Source organism: Actinomadura sp. 6N118 (assembly GCF_044326415.1).
Lineage (GTDB): Bacteria > Actinomycetota > Actinomycetes > Streptosporangiales > Streptosporangiaceae > Spirillospora.
This window is the reverse complement of record NZ_JBIRAZ010000002.1, coordinates 615,538-632,978: the sequence shown is the minus strand read 5'-3', so window position 1 is coordinate 632,978 and position 17,441 is coordinate 615,538. Positions and strand designations below refer to the sequence as shown.

Sequence of the window (17,441 nt, the reverse complement as noted above, 5' to 3'; positions counted from 1 at the left end):
CCTCAGGTGCGGAGGCGGGTTTTTACCACCTTTCCCATGGCGTTGCGAGGCAGGCTCCCTACCAGGTGGACGATCCGGGGGCGTTTGTGGGCGGAGAGACGTTCGGCAACGAAGTCGATCAGCTGTTTGCTCTCGACGCCCTCGGCCACGACGAAGGCGGTCACCTGTTCGCCCAGGTCGGCGTGCGGGGTGCCGATGACGGCTGCCTCTCGTACGGCCGGATGCGCCAGCAAGGCGTTCTCGACCTCTCCGGCGCCGATCCGGTAGCCGCCGCTCTTGATGAGGTCAGTCGAGGCCCTGCCGACGATCCGGTGCCAGCCGTCGGGCCCGATCGTGGCGATGTCGCCCGTACGGAACCAGCCGTCCGCGCCCAGAGCCTCTGCGGTGGCCTCGGGGCGGTTGAGGTATCCGCTGAAGACCATCGGGGCTCGCACATAGAGCTCGCCAGGAGTCTCGCCATCGGCGGGGCTGGGTGAGCCCCCTTCGGCCACGAGCTTCGTCTCCACGCCAGTGAGGGGCGTACCCACGTACCCCGGCCGTCTGTCACCGTCAGCGCGCGCGCTCACGGTGATGAGGGTCTCGGTCATTCCGTAGCGCTCCACTGGGCGGTGCCCGGTCAGCGCCTCCAGGCGTTCGAACACCGGAACGGGCAGGGGTGCGCTCCCCGAGACCAGAAGGCGCGCACCGCGCAGTTCCTCGGCTGAGGCGGGGGCATCGCAGACGCGCGACCAGACGGTCGGCACACCGAAGTAGAGGGACCCGCCGCGCGAACGTGCCGCCGCATAAGCCTCGGCACGTGGACGTCCGGTGTGCACGAGCGGCGAGCCGACCCGCAGGGGACCCAGGACTCCCAGGACCAGGCCGTGAACGTGGAAGAGCGGGAGTCCGTGCACGACCACGTCCTCGGGTGTCCACGCCCAGGCCTCGGCCAGCCCGTCCAGGCCGGCGGCGATGGCGGCGCGGGACACGAGCACGCCCTTGGGGGCGCCCGTCGTGCCGCTGGTGTAGAGGATCAGCGCCGTCGCGTCGGCCGGGACGTCAGCCACCGGCCCGCTCCCGGTGAGCCCATCGACCGGGATGACCGGCGGGCCCTCCCCTTCATAGGCACCGCGCGCCGCCAGCAAGAACTGGGCACCTGAGTCCCGGAGGATGTGGTCGCGTTCGGCGGGACCTGAGTCGGGCGGCAACGGAACCACCGGCACGCCGGCCAGGAGCCCGCCCACCACGGCGGCGACGGTTTCCAGGGTCGGCGTCGCGTGGACCGCGACGACGTCCGCGCCCCGGATCTCGGCCGCCACGCCCGCCGCCCAGCTGAACAATTCCTCCCGCGACACCGCCCGGTCCCCGACCCGCACCGCCTCGCCATGGTCGGCCCGCTCACCGCCGAGCAGATCCATCATTCGCCCTCCCGGGTCCCTGCACCTGTTCAGTATCTGTTCTGCGAGTATTCCGTCCCGTGGTCGATGTTCGGGGGCTGGCCGCGCGGCTCCTCAGATTGCCGCCGTCGTGCGGGCCGGTGCGGGTCGTGGCCGTCGACGGGCCGAGCGGCGCCGGCAAGTCGACGTTGGCGGACGCGCTGGCCGAGGCGCTCGGCGGCGCTCCGGTGGTCCGGTCCGACGACTTCCGCGTGCCGTGGGACGCCGACCCGCTGACCTGGTGGGACCCGCTGTGCGCGACGGTACTCGACCCGTTGCGCGCGGGACGTACGGCACGGCTGCGGCGGTACGACTGGCGGCACGACTCGTACGGCGCCGAGGAGGAGATACCGCCGACGCCAGTCCTGATCGTGGAGGGCGTGGGGGCGGCGTGGCGGGAGTCCCCTGCCGCATACCGCATCTGGATCGACGCGCCCAGGGCCGTCCGGCGGGCGCGCGCGTTGGCCCGCGACGGCGCGGAGTGGGCTGCGGCGTGGGACGGCTGGGCCGCTCGTGAGGAACGGCACTTCGCCGCTGACAGGACACGCGCACGCGCCGATCTGACGGTCGACGGCGCCATTGATGATCCTTGACCGCCATCAGCCCGACCTCCCGGTGTCCCCGGGTTCGCTCGGTGTCGAGCCTCCTTTCAGGGGTACCCCCAATGATTCGTAAGAGTCAGGTAGGAGGAAGGCCACGATGCATCTCGATCCGGCGGCCCTCGATGCCAGCCTCCGCATGTTGTCGCACCCGCCGCGCGAGGCGGATCTGCAACGTGCGCTGGGCAAGGTCGTCACGGCGGTCCACCGGCTGTTCGACTGCGACGGGGCCGGACTCATGTTCACCGACGGGAACGGGGCGCTCCGCTACGTGACGGCCACCGACGAGACCGGCCGGCGGCTGGAGGTCACCCAGGCCGAGCTCGGCGAGGGCCCGTGCGTGGACGCCTACGTGCACGGCCGGGTGACCGCCTGCCCGGATCTCCTCAGCGATCACCGCTGGCCGGGCCTGGCCGCCACACTCGGCCGCGACGCGAACGGGGTACGCGGCGTGGTGGGCGCGCCCGTGCGGGTCGCCGGCACCCCCGTCGGCTGCCTGAACCTGCATTCACACAAACCCCGCAACTGGGACGAAGCCGACCTGCACGGCCTGCCCGCGTACGCCGACCTGATCGAGGAGACCATCTCGGCCGCCCTCGCCGCCGAGCACACCGGCACCCTGGCGCGCCAGCTGGAGTACGCCCTGCGCAACCGCGTAATGATCGAACGCGCGATCGGCTTCCTGATGGCCGACCGCGGTCTCGGCTCCGCCGAGGCGTTCGACCAGCTCCGTACCCGCGCCCGCAGCAGCCGCCGCCGCACCATCCACGTGGCCGCCGAACTACTCGGGGAAGAAATCCCCACCGAACCAGAACGCCCCCCAGTCAGCTGATCTACCGCCGCGCTAGGCGAGCAGTTTGCCCAAGATGGCTACGGCGTCTCTGATACCGGCCGGGTTGGTGGCGGCGTAGCCCAGGACCAGGCCCTGACGGCTCGATCGCTGGTTGTGCCAGGAGAGGGGCTGAACCTTGACGCCATGCTCCAGCGCGGCGGCGGCAAGGTCCAGGTCCGGCGCGTCGAACGTGATCATCAGGTGCAGGCCCGCGGCGGCGCCGTGCACCGTCGCCTGCGGGAGATGTGTCTCGATGGCCTCGATCATCGTGTCGCGGCGGTGGCGGTGGCGCCGGCGGAGGGAACGGAGGTGGCGTTCCAGCTGGCCCGACTCCATCAGCCGCGCCAGCACCAGCTGCGGCAGCACGGCGTTGCCCAGGTCCGCGAACCGCTTGGCCGCCACGAGGGCGTCCAGATAGCGGGGCGGCACGAGCACCCAGCCCACCCGCAACGCCGGGGCCAGCAGTTTGGACACGCTGCCCGCATAGCAGACGTGCTTCGGGAGCATCGACTTCAGCGCGGGCACGGGCGTCCGGTCGTACCGGTGCTCAGCGTCGTAGTCGTCCTCGATGATCAACCCGCCCCACTGCATGAGGGCGCGGCGCCGTTCGCCGCTGAGGACCACGCCGGTCGGGAACTGGTGGGCGGGCGTGAGCAGCGCGGCGGGTGCTCCGCTGGCGCGCAGCGCGTCCACCCGTATGCCGTGGGAGTCGACCGCTATGGGCGGGGTCCGCATGCCCGCGTCCCGCAGATGCTGCTGTACGCCCAGCGAGCCCGGGTCCTCCACAGCCACGGTTCCGATGCCGTCCTCGCGCAGGACGCCTGCCAGCAGGCCGAGCGCCTGGGAGGTCCCGGCGACGATCACCACCTCGCGTGCATCCGCCCGGATCCCGCGGTTGCGGGCCAGCCAGTTCGCGACGGCCTGCCGCAACGCGGGAGCGCCGCGCGGGTCGCCGTAACCGAGGTCGGCGGCGGCCAGCTCGGCGAGCACCGAACGTTCCGCGCGCAGCCAGGCGGCGCGGGGGAACGCGGTCAGATCGGGCACGCCGGGCGACAGGTCGATCCTGGCGGGCGCGGCCCGCACCCTGTCGAAGATGTCCGCGCCCGGCGCGGCGTCGAAGACACCCGCGTTCGACCTGGCGCCGAGAGCGTCCGGTCTGCCACCGGCCTGAGGAGGAGGTGTCACGGGGGCTGCGACGACGATCGTGCCTGCTCGGCCGCGGCCCACGACCTGGCCGACCTCGGCCAGGCGCTGGTAGGCCTCGGTGACGACGCCGCGCGAGACCTTCAGCTCCGCCGCCAGTACGCGAGTGGCGGGCAGCCTGCCGCCGACCGGCAGCCGCCCGTCGGAGATCGCGTTCCGCAGCTGCGCGGCCAGCCATTCGGACAGCCCGCCCACTGGAGCCTCCGCCACGTTCAGCTGGAGGAAGTCCGAGCCTATGGACCGGTCGTCAACATCGCTTTTGGACCTGTTCACCGAGCCATAGTGTCACCAAGCTGGCACGAGTGAGCATCGCGTTCCTGCTGACCACGCTCATCGTGGTCGCCACGCCGGGCACCGGCGTCATCTACACCCTCGCGGCGGGCCTCTCCCACGGCCGCCGCGCCAGCGTCGTGGCGGCGTTCGGCTGCACGCTCGGCATCGTCCCGCACATGCTGGCGACGATCACCGGCGTCGCCGCCGTGCTCCACACAAGCGCCGTCGCCTTCCAGACCCTGAAGTACCTGGGCGTGGCCTACCTGCTCTACATGGCCTGGGCGACCCTCCGGGACAAGGACGCGCTCCTGGTGGAGGACGAGAAGGCGCCGAGGTCGACCACCCGGACGATCGTCTCCGGCGTGCTGATCAACATCCTGAACCCGAAGTTGACGATGTTCTTCTTCGCGTTCCTGCCGCAGTTCGTGGGGTTCGACGAGCCTGACTCCCTGGTCCGGATGCTGGAGTTGAGCGCCGTCTTCATGCTGCTCACGTTCGCCGTCTTCGCCGCGTACGGCATCCTGGCCGCCTCGGTGCGGTCGCACGTGACCTCTAGGCCGCGCGTCATGACCTGGATGCGCCGCGTCTTCGCCGGTTCGTTCGTCTCCCTCGGCGCCAAGCTCGCCTTCGCCGCCCGCTAAGGAACCCATGTACTTCCAGCACTCATCACGCCTCCGGTCGGAGCACCCCGGCCTCGTCGCGGGCGTCCTGTCCGCCACCGGCATCGACGCCTCGCCCGTGCCAGATCTCTCGCCCTACTTCGCCACGGCGAAGGACCGGCTGGGCTCCTCTTCCGAGAGCGACCTCCCGGAGATCCAGGCCTGGCGGCGCACGTTCGCCTCGATGGGCCTCAAGCCGACGCAGTACCGCTGCGCCTCGGAGGCCCTGCTGCGCCGCTTCCGGAAGGAGGGCACGCTCCCCCGCTCCACCCGCTGGTCGACCTCTGCAACGCGATCTCCCTCGCGTTCGCCGTCCCGGTCGCCGCCCTGGACCTGTCCAAGATCACAGGGGATCTGGAGGTGCGTCACGCCACCGGCGACGAGAGCTATCTGACGTTCGGAGGCGACACCGAACACCCCGCTCCGGACGAGGTGATCTTCGCGGACGGCGCGGGCCGATCCCACGCCCGCCGCTGGACCAACCGCCAGAGCGGCCACTCCGCCGTGCGCGACACCACCACCGACGTGCTCATCGTCGCCGAGGGCCTCCACGACACCGCCGCTGAGGATCTCCCTCGGCTCATCGAAACGGTGGCAAAGGAACTCGCCGCCCACTGGGGCACCTCACCCGAAACGGCGATCCTCAGCCACGCCAGCCCCCGATTCGCCGTTCACGCCTGATGGGCCTCACCCAGCAGAACGGCTGTCGAGGACGGCCTCGAAAACCTGGGCCAACTCAGCGGCGTCCTCGCCCGCGTGGTGACCTTGGTCTGCTGAGATGGACGGGATGCTGGTGAGGAGTCTCGGTGCAGTCGGTAGTGAAGCGGTCGGCCAGGGCGATCCTGATCGACGAGGTCGGGCACCTGCTGCTGATCAAGCGGATCAAGCCGGGCCAGGAACCGTACTGGACCACTCCAGGTGGAGACGCTCAGAGGTGTAGCTGAACAAGCCCGTGGGTGCCGTTGGTGCGCCAGGCGTAGTTGGTGGCGTCAAGCACCGCCAGGGCGTCGGGATCGATACCGGTCACGACATCGGACTTGAGCGTGCGTAGAGCGGCTACGCGACCGGGGAAGTACCCGACGGTCTCGGAGAACGGCGTTGTCGTCGGCCAGTTACGGTCTCCGACCAGGCGACGGTAGTTGAGGTCGCCCTTCAGGATGGTGAGATCCACCAGCTCGAACTCGTGGGCAAGGTCCGTCGGCATGCGATGGAAGGACCAAGGCGCGCAATAGAACCAGTGTGTGTGAAGGCCGAGGCGGCCATCGGCCAGTGCTTCTTTGAGCCGCTGTGCGATCTTGTTGGCCTCGCCTCGGGTGGCGGCCAGACGGCGTAGGCAGGCAACGACGTCGGCTGTGACGGCGTCGGAGACGTAGTAGGGCTGTGGTTTCACATGCAGGACGACCTCGACCGCGGTTCCGCGGTCGAGCAAGTGGTCGATCAGGACAAGGTCGGCGAGGAGTTCCCGGCCGGCATTGTCTGCGACAAGGCAGACTTTGGAACCGGCGGAGGCTTCCAAGGCTTGCCATACGGTCGCGCTGTCGTCGGCCACGAGGCCCTCTTGCTCAGGATGGTCTGATCCAGGGGCCATGCCGACACGGAAGCCTAGGTCGGCTCGGTTTCCCCACAGCGAAGCCAACAGCTTGGCCCGCGCCTGCTCTTCGACCGGCAGCTGCGCCCCCTGATCCAGCGCAACCAGATCGGCTTCCAACGCGGGATCTTGTAGTTCGGCGGTCTTCAGGTGCTCGAAGGGATCGACCCAGAACCAGGGGCCAGGCTGGAAGAAATCGATCGCGTCCAGGAGCCGCCGGTAAAAGTAGCTTTCCGACCATAGGAACGGAAGGTCCTCCCAGGTCAGCCCGTAGTACCCGCTGCCCCACCGATCCCATGCAGCCTTGTCGTGTGCATTCGCAGGGAGCGGCTGCACCGTCCCAGAGCGGATCTCGTCCAGCAACTCGTCCAGAGCTCGGCGCTGGCGCGGCTCGTACGGGAGCGCGTCCCGGATCTGGTTGATCAGCTTGGGGGTTCGGTCATGGAGGACGCCCCAGGCGAACGATTCAGGATCGTTGTTGAGGAGCTCCGGTGCGTCAGGCATTGGCACAGGACGTTCGTCGGCCATGAGGCGGGCGTCGGCGTCTGGAATGGGCATCGGCACTCTGGCTACTCCTCGCGCATTACCCCGAGGGCGGGGACTGTGATCGCCACGCTACCGGCCGCGCTTCCGGCCAGAACGACGCGGCTTTCTGCGTGGTGGGCGGCGCATTGCAGGGACGCGTCCACTCGAACCTCGGCGAGCTGACGTTGCTCAGGGACCGACCAGGACCGTACAGTCCCGTCAGCTGCAGCAGAGATCAAGTGACCTTGGTCTGCGGCAAAGCCGAGCATGAGGACGCGGCCGCTGTGGCCGAGCAGCTGGGCTTCGGTCTGGCCCTTGGCAAGGTCGTGTACGTAGATGTCGCCGGGCCCGCACCCGACCGCCACCTGCATACCGTCCGCGCTTATGGCCACAGTCCGGATCCAGCTGGTCGTGTGTGTCACCTCGCCGATCTGCCGACCGTCCGGTACGTGCCAGATGCGGGCGTTGCCCTCGCCACCGCCCGTGACGATCCGCTCCCCGTCGGCATTGAAAGCCAGCGAACGGACTCGTCCCTGGTGAGCGTGACGTTCCCACAGCAGGTCTCCGGACGGAAGGGCCCACACCCGCACGACGCCACCGCTGCTACTCGCGGCGAGCCGTGTCCCATTGCGGTTGATCGCGACCGACCAGGTGCGTGTCTCCTGCTCGTTGAGCACGAGCGACCAGTCATCGAGCAACGCCCAGAGACGGATCGCGCCGTCGCCACAGGCCGTCGCGACGAGTCCTCTCTCTGCAGCCAGGGACCATACGCGGCCTTCGCCGGCACGGAGGGTTCGCATGAGCTGGGCGTCCGCCGTACTGCGGATCTCTATGGTGCCGTCGCCGCGTCCGAAGAGTGCAAGGCGTGCGTCGTCGGCGAAGGCGGTGGACCAGATGGCATTGGAGCCATGCCCGAGTACGGTCAGCTGGTCGTCAGCGCGTGCCGTCCACATGCGCAGCCCGCCATCCTCGCAGCCCGCGATCAGGCTTCGGTCAGGAGTCACGGTGACCGTCCGTACCCACTCCACCGAGGGCGGCATCGGCTGCTCTCCCGCTGGTCCCTCGGCGGTGAAGGCACGCAGGGTCGCGTCCTCTCCGGCGCCGACGATCAGGTCACCTCGGCTGGACGCGGCCACGGAACGGATCCGAGTTCGCGCGTCGATGTGCCGTACCAGTGCAAGCCTCTTGTCGGCCGCACTCCACACGCGCATCGATCGATCGCTTGAACCGGTGACGAGCATCGTCGTCTCGGTTGCGAAGGTGACCGAGCGGATCCAGTCGCGGTGGGCGGCCTTTTCGTCCAGGAGATCTCCGGTGTGCGCGTCGTAGAGGCGCAGGAACTCATCCTCTCCGGCAGAGACGATCAGAGAGTCGGAGCAACCGATCGATACCGACCACACGGGACTACCGGACGTATTCATCGTCCGCACGAGGCTGGATCGTTCAACGTCCCATAGGCAAACCAGTCCGTCCTCGGCCCCTGAGACCAGGAACCCGCCAGCCCGCGCGAAGGCGAGGGCCCGTATGCGCCGGGTATGGCCGAGCAGGACACCGATCAGCTCGCCTGTGCCAACGCCCCAGAGGCGGATCATCCCATCGTCACCGGCCGATGCAACGATTTGCCCATCCGGCGAGATCGCCGTTGCGAACACCCAGCCCGTGTGACCTCGATGGCTGCGAATCTGTCGCCGTTCTCGCAGATCCCAGAGCCGCACCGTACCGTCCTCACCGCACGAGGCGACCAGATTGTTCTGGGCAGCGACGCTGGTGACGGCGCCTACGTGCCCGCCTTCAACACCCCCACCGTTCACGTCCACGGCCGCCCAGCGGACGTCGAATCCGCCGTTCGCGGCGTGGTGGCGGAGCGCGTCCGCCGCCTCGCCTGCGCCTTCAGACCGAAGGACGGCAGCCAGGAGGGTCGCCGCAATGTCCCGGCGAGATGTCAAGCCGCTCAGCAGGAACCCACTGCCGGTCAGCGTGAGCGAAGTCTGCCATCTGCTGGAGTCTCGCTGATCCGTGGATTCGGCCGCGAGCCGGTCGATCACCAGGGACTCGTGTCCGTAATGCGCGGCCTTATTGATGATGTACGCAGGCGTGGACAGCACGTCCAGCAACTCGTCGGGAAGGTCGGCTTGCTGCAAGTGGTACGGCAGATAGCGCCACATGTACTCGTGCTCGTAGCCGAGGTCGGGCCATCCGCCGGCAGCCGCGTCGCGGTAGGTGTCGATCACGGATCGGTGCAGCTCGATCCAGTCATCCCCTACGAGGTGCCGTAGATGCGACCGGAAGACATCGTGCAGGAGAATCGCATCTCGGTCGGCGAGGTAGGCATCGATCAGCGATCGGTCTGCGAGAACTCTGCAGAATTGCCGGACGGCGCTGGCCGTCCAGCCGTGATTCCGCCCCCACCAGGCCGACAGCACCGCCAATGGAATCGGCGTAGCCGGCGGAAAGATCGCCAGCGAGAGATAACGCTCCCGCAGGCCGTGACCTCCGCTGATCGCGACGTGTTCTTCAAGGCTCCGCAGGCTGGAGGTGATCGCGTGGCCGATCGCGTTCTTTCGCTGATCGGAATCCCAGACGTCGAAGGCATGCGGACCGAGGGTGTCGAGAACTCGGCCTGCCTCGGATACGGCTCGACTAGGTGGCGCGCCAGAGGCGACGTCCTGACCTACCGCTGAGCTGACCACCGTCGCAAGCAACGGCCACCCGCCGCACAGATCGGCCAGATGCGCGGCCTCGGCGTGTGCCAGCTTCGGGACGCTGCGACCCAGCAGTTCGCGGATCTCACCAGGCGACATCGGCCCCAGACGTAGTTGTGTCGTACGAGAGGGACATACGCGGGCGTTCCGGGTGGTGACCAGGCGAACGCACCCGGGGCCGCCGAGGAGGAAGGGCGCGAGGTCGGCGGCAGACCACACATTGTCGATCACGAGCAGGGCGCGGCGGTCACCGAGGACCCGGGCCAAGTGGAATCCCGCCTGCTCTGCGTCGGCCAGCCCTGGACGCGTCCCGTCCAAGTGAACGCACAGATCCGAAATCAGTTGTACGACTCGGGCCGGCGTACATTCCTCGCCTGTCTCAACCCACAGGATCTCCGGGAACAGGTCCGTAACGCGTGGATCGTGGCACGCCTGGTTGGCCAGCGTCGTCTTGCCAAACCCTCCCGGCCCCGATACTGCCACGACTCGGTTGGCCGCTGACTCCTCTGCGGCGTCGGCCACGAACGAAGCAAGCGTGTCGAGATCGGATCGGTCGACCATGCCGGGCTCCAGGGAGGGAACGAGCACCGCCCAGGATGCCAGCTCCGTTGTCGAATTCATGTCAGCGGCGACCTCACCGCCGTCGGGGATGATGTCGCTTTCCTGGGTGGCGACGACTTTGTGGTAGGCGTCCCGGTCTTCTTCAGGCATCCGGTCCAGGTCAGCGAGGTCGATCAGCCTGGCCCAACTCGTGCCGTACACCCGAGCCAGAATCCGCAGGGTCTTGAGCGTGGGGCGGGCGCCCGCCGAGGGCCAGCGTTCGTAGTCCCAGATCCGCCCCTTGCGCATCGGGGCCTTTGGGTCTCCGAGAGCCGCGTTGAACCGCATGGCGGCCTCGTCAAGCGACAGCTCGTTCGCCAACCGCCACGCCTCGCGCGGGCGCCGGCCGCAGTGCTGGATGAGGTCGGCGCAGACCTGCTCAGTGATGCGGCGATCGTCGAAGCCGAGTCCCAGCAGCCTCGCCCTCAATCGGTCCCGGTAAGGCTTGCTGCCCGGCCTGGGTTCCGCGCTCACAACGTCCCCTCAGTTGATCAAGCGCATTTGGCGGAAATCCTAACTCGCGTCTGACCCGCGCCAATCAACCTGAGTACGAATAAGCCGCGCAAATGAGTACTTCTTGTCCAGGCATGGCACGTAAGCGCAGGTCAGCGTTTTCCTTACGCCGGACGATTTGTTCTTATCTCCGGGGACGACCTTCCAGCCGCTCGCCATGACCATGGAGTCAGCACGAGCCAAACCGTCTCTTCGAACGGGCCCAGCCAACCCGCCCCCCTGGCCCCGCCTTACGACGCAGAGGACCCGCTCACCGATGACACCGCTCGCGAACCGCCATGATCACAGGCCTGCTGCGCCACCGTCCGCTTCCTCAAGCCACGCCGGACACCCGATCTTCATCGTCCTCGAAGGGCTGAGCTGCACCGGAAAGAGCACCATCGCGCCGCTGCTCGCTAGTCGGATCAACGCCGTCTTCCTCAGCACTCTCCTCCAGGAGTACGAGCCGATCCGAATGCGCGTTGACCTCAGCGACTCTGTGCAGGCACGCATGCATTTTTGGCTAATGGCCAACTACACGTGCTCCCAACGCATCCGGCAGGAGCTCGCGAACGGTCGAAGCGTGGTTGTCGAGAGCTACTTCTACCGGACGCTCGCCACGCACAGCGCCCTCGGCGTACGGGACCTTCCAGCGATCGACTGGGAGGAGGCCGCACTCCCCGACCTAGCGGTCCAGCTCACCGTCGCCGAGCAGGCACGGCGGAGACGCCTCGAAGAGCGTGATCTCGCGCACGGCATGAGCATCTGGGCCCGCCAGATCGAGGCCAACGCCGAACAGGTGCGCAGAATCTACCTCTCCTTCAACCTGACCATGTTCACCACCGACGGGCTGGAAACCGCCCAGGTCGTGGATGGCCTCGAACAGCTCATCAATGCGACGGCTGGGGTGGGGCACCGTGATTGAGGAGACACACCGCCGGGCCTTTGAGCTGGCGGCCGTTCGCGAAACGCCAGCGTTCTTCTTCTCCCGTGAGCGCCTCGACCATGCCATCAGCACATTCAATTCGTTCATGGCGGAGCTGCCGTTCTCCGTGGAGACCTACTACTCCTACAAGACCAACTACCTTCCCGCCCTCTGTGAGCACGTCGAAGCCGCGGGGTTCGGAGCCGAGGTCACTTCACTCCTGGAGTGGGAGCTCGCGACGGCCATCACTCCACCTTCACGGATAGTGGTGAACGGCATCGGTAAGCAAGCCGGCCTCCTGGAAGCAGTGCTAAACAGCGCTCCCCCACGGTTGATCAACATCGAGACGGATACCGAGGTCGATCACATTGCCAAGAGGAAGCCGGATGCCGCACCAGTCTCGGTGGGGCTGCGTGTGACCGTTCCGGGCCTGTCCGGTGAATCCGGCCGCGATCCCTCGGTTCATTGGCGACGCGGACCATCCAAGTTCGGCTGGATGGCCAATGGAACCGCGATCATCCAGACCGCCACCAAGCTGGCGGCCTTTCCTGCGGTGCGGTTGCAGGCCCTGCACCTTCATCTCGGTGGACAGCTCGTCTCCCCAGCCGTCTACGAACGCGCGCTGGCCGCGGGTTGTCGTCTGCTGGAGCGCCTCCGGCAGAACGGGGTCTCGATCACGACCTTGGACATGGGCGGCGGGCTAGCGTCCGGTTGGGTCACCAAGCATCGCGTCGGCCCGCTGTTCGAACTACTGCGCACGGTCGGCGTGCCCACGCCCGGCAGGCCGCAACGAGCTCCGGACCTCCAGGGAGTCTCGGCGGTGTTCATCCGTTTCGCGGATCGTCTCCGCTCTCTCGGGATCAAGCAGCTGGTCGTCGAGCCGGGTCGCTTCGTGGCCGAACCCTCGATGCTGGCCGTGGCAAGCGTCATCGCCGTGCGTCACGACGGTCGGCGCCGCCACGCCGTTATCGATCTTGGGACCAACGCCCTGCACTGCTGGAGGCAGGACGAGACACGTCCGATCAGCTTCGAGACGGGCAGGGCACCTCGGAGCGGCGGACAGCATCGATATGAGCTGGTTGGGCCGCTCTGCCACCGCAGCGACACCCTGGGCACCGTCACGACGTCTGCGCCGCTCCGTCCGGGAATGAAGGTTTGCTTGGACGCGGTCGGCGCTTACTCACTCGGCGACTGGGTCGCCAACGCCTGGCACCGGCCCCCCGTCTTCGACCTCGAAGACGGCTCAATCCTGTGGGATCGCCAGACGACTCCGCAGTTCTGGGCTCCGGCAACCTCGCCTGCGGAGCCGCTGCCATGACTGTCGAGCTTGAGCGCCAGCAACTGGTCAGCCTGGTGGCCACCGCCCGGTCCGCGCTCGCCAGCTGCCGCCATCCTGGCGCACGAGTTGCCGCCGCCGTCATGACTCTCGATGGTCAGGCCTACACCGGCGTCCAGGTCCGCTCCGAGTCATGCAGTCACTGCTCGACATGCGCCGAGCCCGTCGCACTCGGCGCCGCCCTCGCCTCCGCCGAAAGCGACATCGCGGCGTGCGTCGCGGTCGTCCGGACCGAGACGGGAGTCCGCGTCTGGTCCCCGTGCGGCACCTGCCGCGAACTACTACGCGACCTACGAGTCGCCCAGATCGTCGTCGCGGAACTCGAAGACACGATCATCACCGCGACGCCCGACGAGCTCCTCCCTTGGCCTTGACCTCGAAAACCAAGTTCACGGAGTCCCAATGTTGAGCGACATCGCCGGCATCACCCGCGTCCGGATGCTTTACCTGCAATTGCTCTACCGCTGCAACTTCTCCTGCAAGACCTGCTTCCACGGACAGCTCCTAAAGGAGCCCACGCACTACACCCTCCAGGAGGCACAGAGCCTCCTGGAGCACTTCCGCGAGGAGTACAAGCTGGACGCCGTCACCTTCCTCGGGGGCGAGCCCCTGCTCTACCCCCACATCGTGGAGATCTGCCAGCACGCCAAGAGCCTCGGCCTCGAAACCGACATCTGCACCAACGCCCACCCAGGCTTCCGGCGCACCATCGAGGAGCTCGCCCCAGCCCTGGACAAGATGCGCGCATCCCTGGACGGGCTGGAAGACACCCACGACCACATCCGCCAGCGCGGCAGCTTCCGCGGAGCACTCCAGATGCTCACTGTGGCACGCCTGAACGGAGTCAACACGGGAGCCACCATGGTGGTCACCCGCCGCAACCTGCACGAGGTCGTCCCACTCGCTCGACTTCTGGAAGGTTACGGAGTCGGCGAACTCAAGCTGCACTGCCTGCGTTTGGTTGGCAACGCCATCGACAACCCGGACCTGGCCGTCACCGACACTGGTGCGTACGCCGACCTGCACCGCGAGATCGACGATGCGGACCTGTCCATCCAGGTCCTCTACGACTCCGATCTATCACCCGAGCCACCCGAAGCAAGCTGCCCCAACCTCGTCTCTGGTGGATGGCTCGACCGCATCGAGTCCGACCCGAGCGGCGGCCTGACCGTCTCCTGCAAGGCGGTCGGCCGCGACGTACACGCCTTCCGCTGGGACAAAGCCGCCAGCCGCATCGTCCACGAGCCTCGTGACACCGACGAGTTCCACCTCCGCATCCCCGACGTCGTCTACCGCACCGCCTGATCCCCAGGCAGAGACTCTGGAGGACGGATGCTCACCACGAGTGTGTGGCAGGACACCAAGACCTTCTTCCCCCTCTTCGTAGACCAGCTCGAACGCGATGGCGCCAAGACCGTTTACGTCGTCGGCGCATCCGACGGCAAGTTCGTCGTCCCGCTTGCCCACCGTGGACTCCACGTACGGGCGATCGAACGAGATCTCCGCGCATTGTCGGGTGGCCCCGTCACTTTTCCCGGCCCGCGTGACGGGACCATGCTCGGGCTGCGCGGCCGGCTCGCCGCCGAGCACCTGGAAGCTCAGGTCGAAGTGATCGAAGGCGATCTCCTGGACCTGGACGACACGCCGGAACCCGCCGATGCAGTCTGGACCAGCTGCTCATGGCACTACTCAGCCAATCATGACCGCCCCCTCGCCGACTTCATCAATAGGATGAAGGGCTTGTGCGCACAGCCCAGAGGTGTGCTCGGCGCGGAGTTCATGATGCCCGTTGAGCCACGTCACCATGGCATCGAGCATTACCTGGAGGCCGGCGAGGTCCGGCGCTACCTCCCGGGCTGGCAGATCCTTTGGGAGGCCTACACCCCGCCTTTCGTCGAAGCACCCCACGTCGAGCAGCTCAACGAGCACGTCCACCGCATGGGCCTGGTCATCGCCCGGCGCCCTGAACACGAAAGAGAGTCTTGATGGAGCCCGAGTACGAGGCCCGCTTCTGCGACATCAACGCCCAAGCGATCACCGACCGGCTCAAGGCCCGAGGGGCAAAGCAGACGCTGCCCCGCACACTGATGCGCCGGATCGTGTTCAAGAACGACGACATCACCGCTAAGGGCGGGTGGCTCAGGCTCCGCGACCAGGGCGACAAGGTCACCCTCACCTATAAGCAGACCGCCGCCGAAGAGTCAGCGATCGACAGCATCCTCGAAGCCGAAGTCGCCGTCTCCGACTTCCAGCAAGCTCGCCAGCTCCTGGAGGCCATGGGCTTCACCGCGCTGCGCTACCAAGAGAACTACCGCGAGGAGTGGCAGCTGGACGGCGTGACCTACGACATCGACACCTGGCCGGACCTTCCCACCTTCCTGGAGATCGAGGGTCCCGGCGAGCAGGCCGTCCGGGCCGCTGCCCACGAGCTCGACCTGGACTTCGCCGCCGCCACCTTCGGAAGTGTTGACGAGGTCTATCTGGACCGCCTCGGCCGCGACATCCTTGCCGAGCCGACCCTAGTCTTCGACGCCGCAGCCGAATAAGGCCTACAGGGAGGAACAACATGGCCGGACGCTGCCGGTTCCTCGCCGCTGGTCTGCACGCCCGGGAGGAGGAACCGGGCTCAGCGAGTCTCCGTGAGACAGCCCCGCCGGAGCGCCCGCCTCATCCCCTCGCCGAGCCCGGTGCTTCATGCGGGCGACATCAGGACGTTGAACCACACCTTCAGTCCCCCATCGAGCCGTTCGTAGCCCCACTCGTCAGCCAGCGCACGAATGATGGGTAGCCCACGTCCTCCCTCGCCACACGCGTCGTCGACGTGGTGAGGCAAGCTCTGGCCTCCCTCGTCGAGAACTTCGACGCGTACGGCGTGGTCGCCCGAGAAGACGCTGACCTCGATCTTGGCTCCATCGCTGTGCAGATAGGCGTTCGTGAACGTCTCCGAGAGAAGCAGCGTCATGTCGCCGCAGGCCGGATGCGTGGCGCCGAGCCGCTCGGTGAACCATCGCCGCGCTTCTGCGACCTGCTCGGGTGCCGCCGGGAAGGACCTGGCTCCCAGCAGACGCATCTCGCTGCCGGAGCCATCGTCACAACGAGTCGCTGAGATGTGGGGCGCGACCTGGTGCTCTGCAGTGGTGGTGTTCTCCGCGTCCGCAGTCATGACTTCGCTGCATGCTCTCGTACAGCTCGGAGCCCTGGAGAGCTCGCGAGCCGCACGGCCGCCAGCCTGCACGGCGCGAGCAATATGGTGATCCGCGCCGCCGCCACGGACAGGTCACGGCACCGGCTGAGGGGCTCTCCCGCACTGGAATGAAACCACGGCCGCCGGAGGGGCCCGTGCGGGCGGATAGTGATGGTCTCCCCAACCCCGGGGAGCGATAGGTCGAATACCCGAAGGCGCGGTATAGCACCGTCGTAGTGGGTCTCGCTTGCCCAGCCCGCGGTGGATAGTACCCATGCCAGGTCGTCGAGGTGACGGAGTCTGCCACGAGCGTTCACCTCTGATGCTCGCGGCGCCCGACGTATTCTCATGTACGTCCTCCATTGAGGGGGATGGAAGCCGCGCGGCCGGCCGAGCCTGGAAACTTGCATCCGGCCGCGCGGCGGCTTGAACCGACTGCGGGTTACGGGCCTTGAAGGTTCATCTGGCCACCGCCTCGGTTATCGATTGGGCTGCGCCGGGGCCGATTGGGACGCGGCGGGCGTGCCCCCAGGTGTATGTAGTAGCCCTGCTCATCCTCGTAGCAGGCCATGATCGTCACGTGTTCTCCGCCGCGCACGGGAAGCACCACGACCGGATCGCCCAGCTCTTGAAGATCAGGGTCACGGTGCGGCGCGAACTCCGAGGCCTCGTTGGCTGGTCATCGAGTCCTCACCGCAGCGACGATGCGGGCGGCGGTCTCGTCGGCGTTGTCTGCGAGACTCCACTCTCGGCCGTAGGTGAACATCCAGCGTCCTCGGTCCTCGATGGCCCCCACCCCGAGCCTCTGTCTCGGCCTGTCCGGATACGGCACGTACAGAGCCGTCTCACCGCGCAGTGGGTTGAACAGCATCGAGGCGCACCCCTGCTCGCCGAGCGCGTAGCAGAGATCAACCAGGAGCCGAAACCGCAGTGCGTGCGGGTGTTGGTGCGCTGTCATCGTCTGGCGCCCTTCGCTCTGAGAGCGCGGTCACCCCTGATCACTTCGCAACCGCGCACCTACGTTGAGTTACTGTCGCTGACCCCATGGTGCTCTCACTGAAAACATCACACAAGCTGTTTCTGCAAATTTTTCAAACACGAGGGCAGG

18 protein-coding genes are annotated in these 17,441 nt (G+C 67.4%); 12 read left to right on the top strand and 6 right to left on the bottom strand.

Features of this window, described 5'->3' with window-relative positions; all coding sequences use genetic code 11:
• Positions 1-2 precede the first annotated feature (2 nt).
• A complete protein-coding gene (locus ACH34W_RS06760; protein ID WP_395959825.1) occupies positions 3-1,400 on the bottom strand; it encodes an acyl-CoA synthetase in 1,398 nt (465 codons plus the stop codon).
• 56 nt (positions 1,401-1,456) lie between these two features.
• Here ACH34W_RS06760 and ACH34W_RS06755 point away from each other — a divergent pair, with 56 nt between their 5' ends.
• Together ACH34W_RS06755 and ACH34W_RS06750 are read left to right on the top strand one after the other, a co-directional pair.
• On the top strand, positions 1,457-2,008 hold the full coding sequence (locus ACH34W_RS06755; protein WP_395959824.1) for a uridine kinase: 552 nt from the start codon (positions 1,457-1,459) through the stop codon (positions 2,006-2,008).
• A gap of 106 nt (positions 2,009-2,114) precedes the next feature.
• Positions 2,115-2,846, top strand: coding sequence for a GAF and ANTAR domain-containing protein (locus ACH34W_RS06750; RefSeq protein WP_395959823.1), 732 nt, complete (start codon positions 2,115-2,117; stop codon positions 2,844-2,846).
• Between the two features lie 12 nt (positions 2,847-2,858).
• On the opposite strand, the gene ACH34W_RS06745 is transcribed toward ACH34W_RS06750, so the two are convergent.
• Positions 2,859-4,322, bottom strand: coding sequence for a PLP-dependent aminotransferase family protein (locus ACH34W_RS06745; RefSeq protein WP_395959822.1), 1,464 nt, complete (start codon positions 4,320-4,322; stop codon positions 2,859-2,861).
• Between the two features lie 29 nt (positions 4,323-4,351).
• Here ACH34W_RS06745 and ACH34W_RS06740 point away from each other — a divergent pair, with 29 nt between their 5' ends.
• The 4 genes from ACH34W_RS06740 to ACH34W_RS06725 all read left to right on the top strand — a co-directional run bounded on the left by ACH34W_RS06740 (position 4,352) and on the right by ACH34W_RS06725 (position 5,925).
• Complete coding sequence (locus ACH34W_RS06740) at positions 4,352-4,963, top strand: LysE family translocator (RefSeq protein ID WP_395959821.1); 612 nt, start codon at positions 4,352-4,354, stop codon at positions 4,961-4,963.
• Positions 4,964-4,970: 7 nt separating this feature from the next.
• The gene (locus ACH34W_RS06735) at positions 4,971-5,375 is read left to right on the top strand and encodes a hypothetical protein (RefSeq protein ID WP_395959820.1); all 405 of its coding nucleotides are present in this window, start codon (positions 4,971-4,973) and stop codon (positions 5,373-5,375) included.
• On the top strand, positions 5,276-5,662 hold the full coding sequence (locus ACH34W_RS06730) for a B3/4 domain-containing protein (protein WP_395960063.1): 387 nt from the start codon (positions 5,276-5,278) through the stop codon (positions 5,660-5,662). The genes ACH34W_RS06735 and ACH34W_RS06730 overlap by 100 nt, the downstream gene beginning before the upstream one ends.
• Before the next feature lie 125 nt (positions 5,663-5,787).
• Positions 5,788-5,925, top strand: coding sequence for a hypothetical protein (locus tag ACH34W_RS06725; protein WP_395959819.1), 138 nt, complete (start codon positions 5,788-5,790; stop codon positions 5,923-5,925).
• On the opposite strand, the gene ACH34W_RS06720 is transcribed toward ACH34W_RS06725, so the two are convergent.
• A complete protein-coding gene (locus ACH34W_RS06720) occupies positions 5,910-7,127 on the bottom strand; it encodes a damage-control phosphatase ARMT1 family protein (protein ID WP_395960062.1) in 1,218 nt (405 codons plus the stop codon). The two genes, ACH34W_RS06725 and ACH34W_RS06720, sit on opposite strands and share 16 nt — an antisense overlap.
• An 11-nt stretch (positions 7,128-7,138) precedes the next feature.
• Positions 7,139-10,870, bottom strand: coding sequence for an NB-ARC domain-containing protein (locus ACH34W_RS06715; RefSeq protein WP_395959818.1), 3,732 nt, complete (start codon positions 10,868-10,870; stop codon positions 7,139-7,141).
• 295 nt (positions 10,871-11,165) lie between these two features.
• Between ACH34W_RS06715 and ACH34W_RS06710 the strand changes: the two genes are divergently transcribed.
• The 6 genes from ACH34W_RS06710 to ACH34W_RS06685 are packed head-to-tail and all read left to right on the top strand — an operon-like array spanning position 11,166 to position 15,695.
• Complete coding sequence (locus tag ACH34W_RS06710) at positions 11,166-11,813, top strand: hypothetical protein (RefSeq protein WP_395959817.1); 648 nt, start codon at positions 11,166-11,168, stop codon at positions 11,811-11,813.
• The gene (locus tag ACH34W_RS06705; RefSeq protein ID WP_395959816.1) at positions 11,761-13,131 is read left to right on the top strand and encodes a diaminopimelate decarboxylase family protein; all 1,371 of its coding nucleotides are present in this window, start codon (positions 11,761-11,763) and stop codon (positions 13,129-13,131) included. Before ACH34W_RS06710 ends, ACH34W_RS06705 begins: the two co-directional genes overlap by 53 nt.
• Positions 13,128-13,523 (top strand): hypothetical protein, encoded by a 396-nt coding sequence (locus ACH34W_RS06700; protein WP_395959815.1) that lies wholly within the window; start codon positions 13,128-13,130, stop codon positions 13,521-13,523. Before ACH34W_RS06705 ends, ACH34W_RS06700 begins: the two co-directional genes overlap by 4 nt.
• A gap of 28 nt (positions 13,524-13,551) precedes the next feature.
• Positions 13,552-14,454, top strand: a complete 903-nt coding sequence (locus ACH34W_RS06695; protein ID WP_395959814.1) for a radical SAM protein — start codon at positions 13,552-13,554, stop codon at positions 14,452-14,454.
• A 27-nt stretch (positions 14,455-14,481) separates the two neighbouring features.
• Positions 14,482-15,135, top strand: a complete 654-nt coding sequence (locus ACH34W_RS06690) for a hypothetical protein (protein WP_395959813.1) — start codon at positions 14,482-14,484, stop codon at positions 15,133-15,135.
• A complete protein-coding gene (locus tag ACH34W_RS06685; protein ID WP_395959812.1) occupies positions 15,135-15,695 on the top strand; it encodes a class IV adenylate cyclase in 561 nt (186 codons plus the stop codon). The genes ACH34W_RS06690 and ACH34W_RS06685 overlap by 1 nt, the downstream gene beginning before the upstream one ends.
• Before the next feature lie 146 nt (positions 15,696-15,841).
• On the opposite strand, the gene ACH34W_RS06680 is transcribed toward ACH34W_RS06685, so the two are convergent.
• Positions 15,842-16,312: an ATP-binding protein gene (locus tag ACH34W_RS06680; RefSeq protein WP_395959811.1), complete on the bottom strand. Its 471-nt coding sequence runs from the start codon at positions 16,310-16,312 to the stop codon at positions 15,842-15,844.
• 700 nt (positions 16,313-17,012) lie between these two features.
• Positions 17,013-17,291 (bottom strand): hypothetical protein, encoded by a 279-nt coding sequence (locus ACH34W_RS06675; RefSeq protein ID WP_395959810.1) that lies wholly within the window; start codon positions 17,289-17,291, stop codon positions 17,013-17,015.
• Positions 17,292-17,441 lie beyond the last annotated feature (150 nt).

Bases quoted from the DNA above. Each gene is read 5' to 3' on its own strand.
- ACH34W_RS06685 (WP_395959812.1), top strand. From the start codon at position 15,135: ATGGAGCCCGAGTACGAGGCCCGCTTCTGCGACATCAACGCCCAAGCG.
- ACH34W_RS06675 (WP_395959810.1), bottom strand. From the start codon at position 17,291: ATGACAGCGCACCAACACCCGCACGCACTGCGGTTTCGGCTCCTGGTT.
- ACH34W_RS06695 (WP_395959814.1), top strand. From the start codon at position 13,552: ATGTTGAGCGACATCGCCGGCATCACCCGCGTCCGGATGCTTTACCTG.
- ACH34W_RS06700 (WP_395959815.1), top strand. From the start codon at position 13,128: ATGACTGTCGAGCTTGAGCGCCAGCAACTGGTCAGCCTGGTGGCCACC.
- ACH34W_RS06705 (WP_395959816.1), top strand. From the start codon at position 11,761: ATGGCCTCGAACAGCTCATCAATGCGACGGCTGGGGTGGGGCACCGTG.
- ACH34W_RS06735 (WP_395959820.1), top strand. From the start codon at position 4,971: ATGTACTTCCAGCACTCATCACGCCTCCGGTCGGAGCACCCCGGCCTC.
- ACH34W_RS06750 (WP_395959823.1), top strand. From the start codon at position 2,115: ATGCATCTCGATCCGGCGGCCCTCGATGCCAGCCTCCGCATGTTGTCG.
- ACH34W_RS06690 (WP_395959813.1), top strand. From the start codon at position 14,482: ATGCTCACCACGAGTGTGTGGCAGGACACCAAGACCTTCTTCCCCCTC.
- ACH34W_RS06710 (WP_395959817.1), top strand. From the start codon at position 11,166: ATGACACCGCTCGCGAACCGCCATGATCACAGGCCTGCTGCGCCACCG.
- ACH34W_RS06760 (WP_395959825.1), bottom strand. From the start codon at position 1,400: ATGATGGATCTGCTCGGCGGTGAGCGGGCCGACCATGGCGAGGCGGTG.
- ACH34W_RS06720 (WP_395960062.1), bottom strand. From the start codon at position 7,127: ATGCCCATTCCAGACGCCGACGCCCGCCTCATGGCCGACGAACGTCCT.
- ACH34W_RS06680 (WP_395959811.1), bottom strand. From the start codon at position 16,312: ATGACTGCGGACGCGGAGAACACCACCACTGCAGAGCACCAGGTCGCG.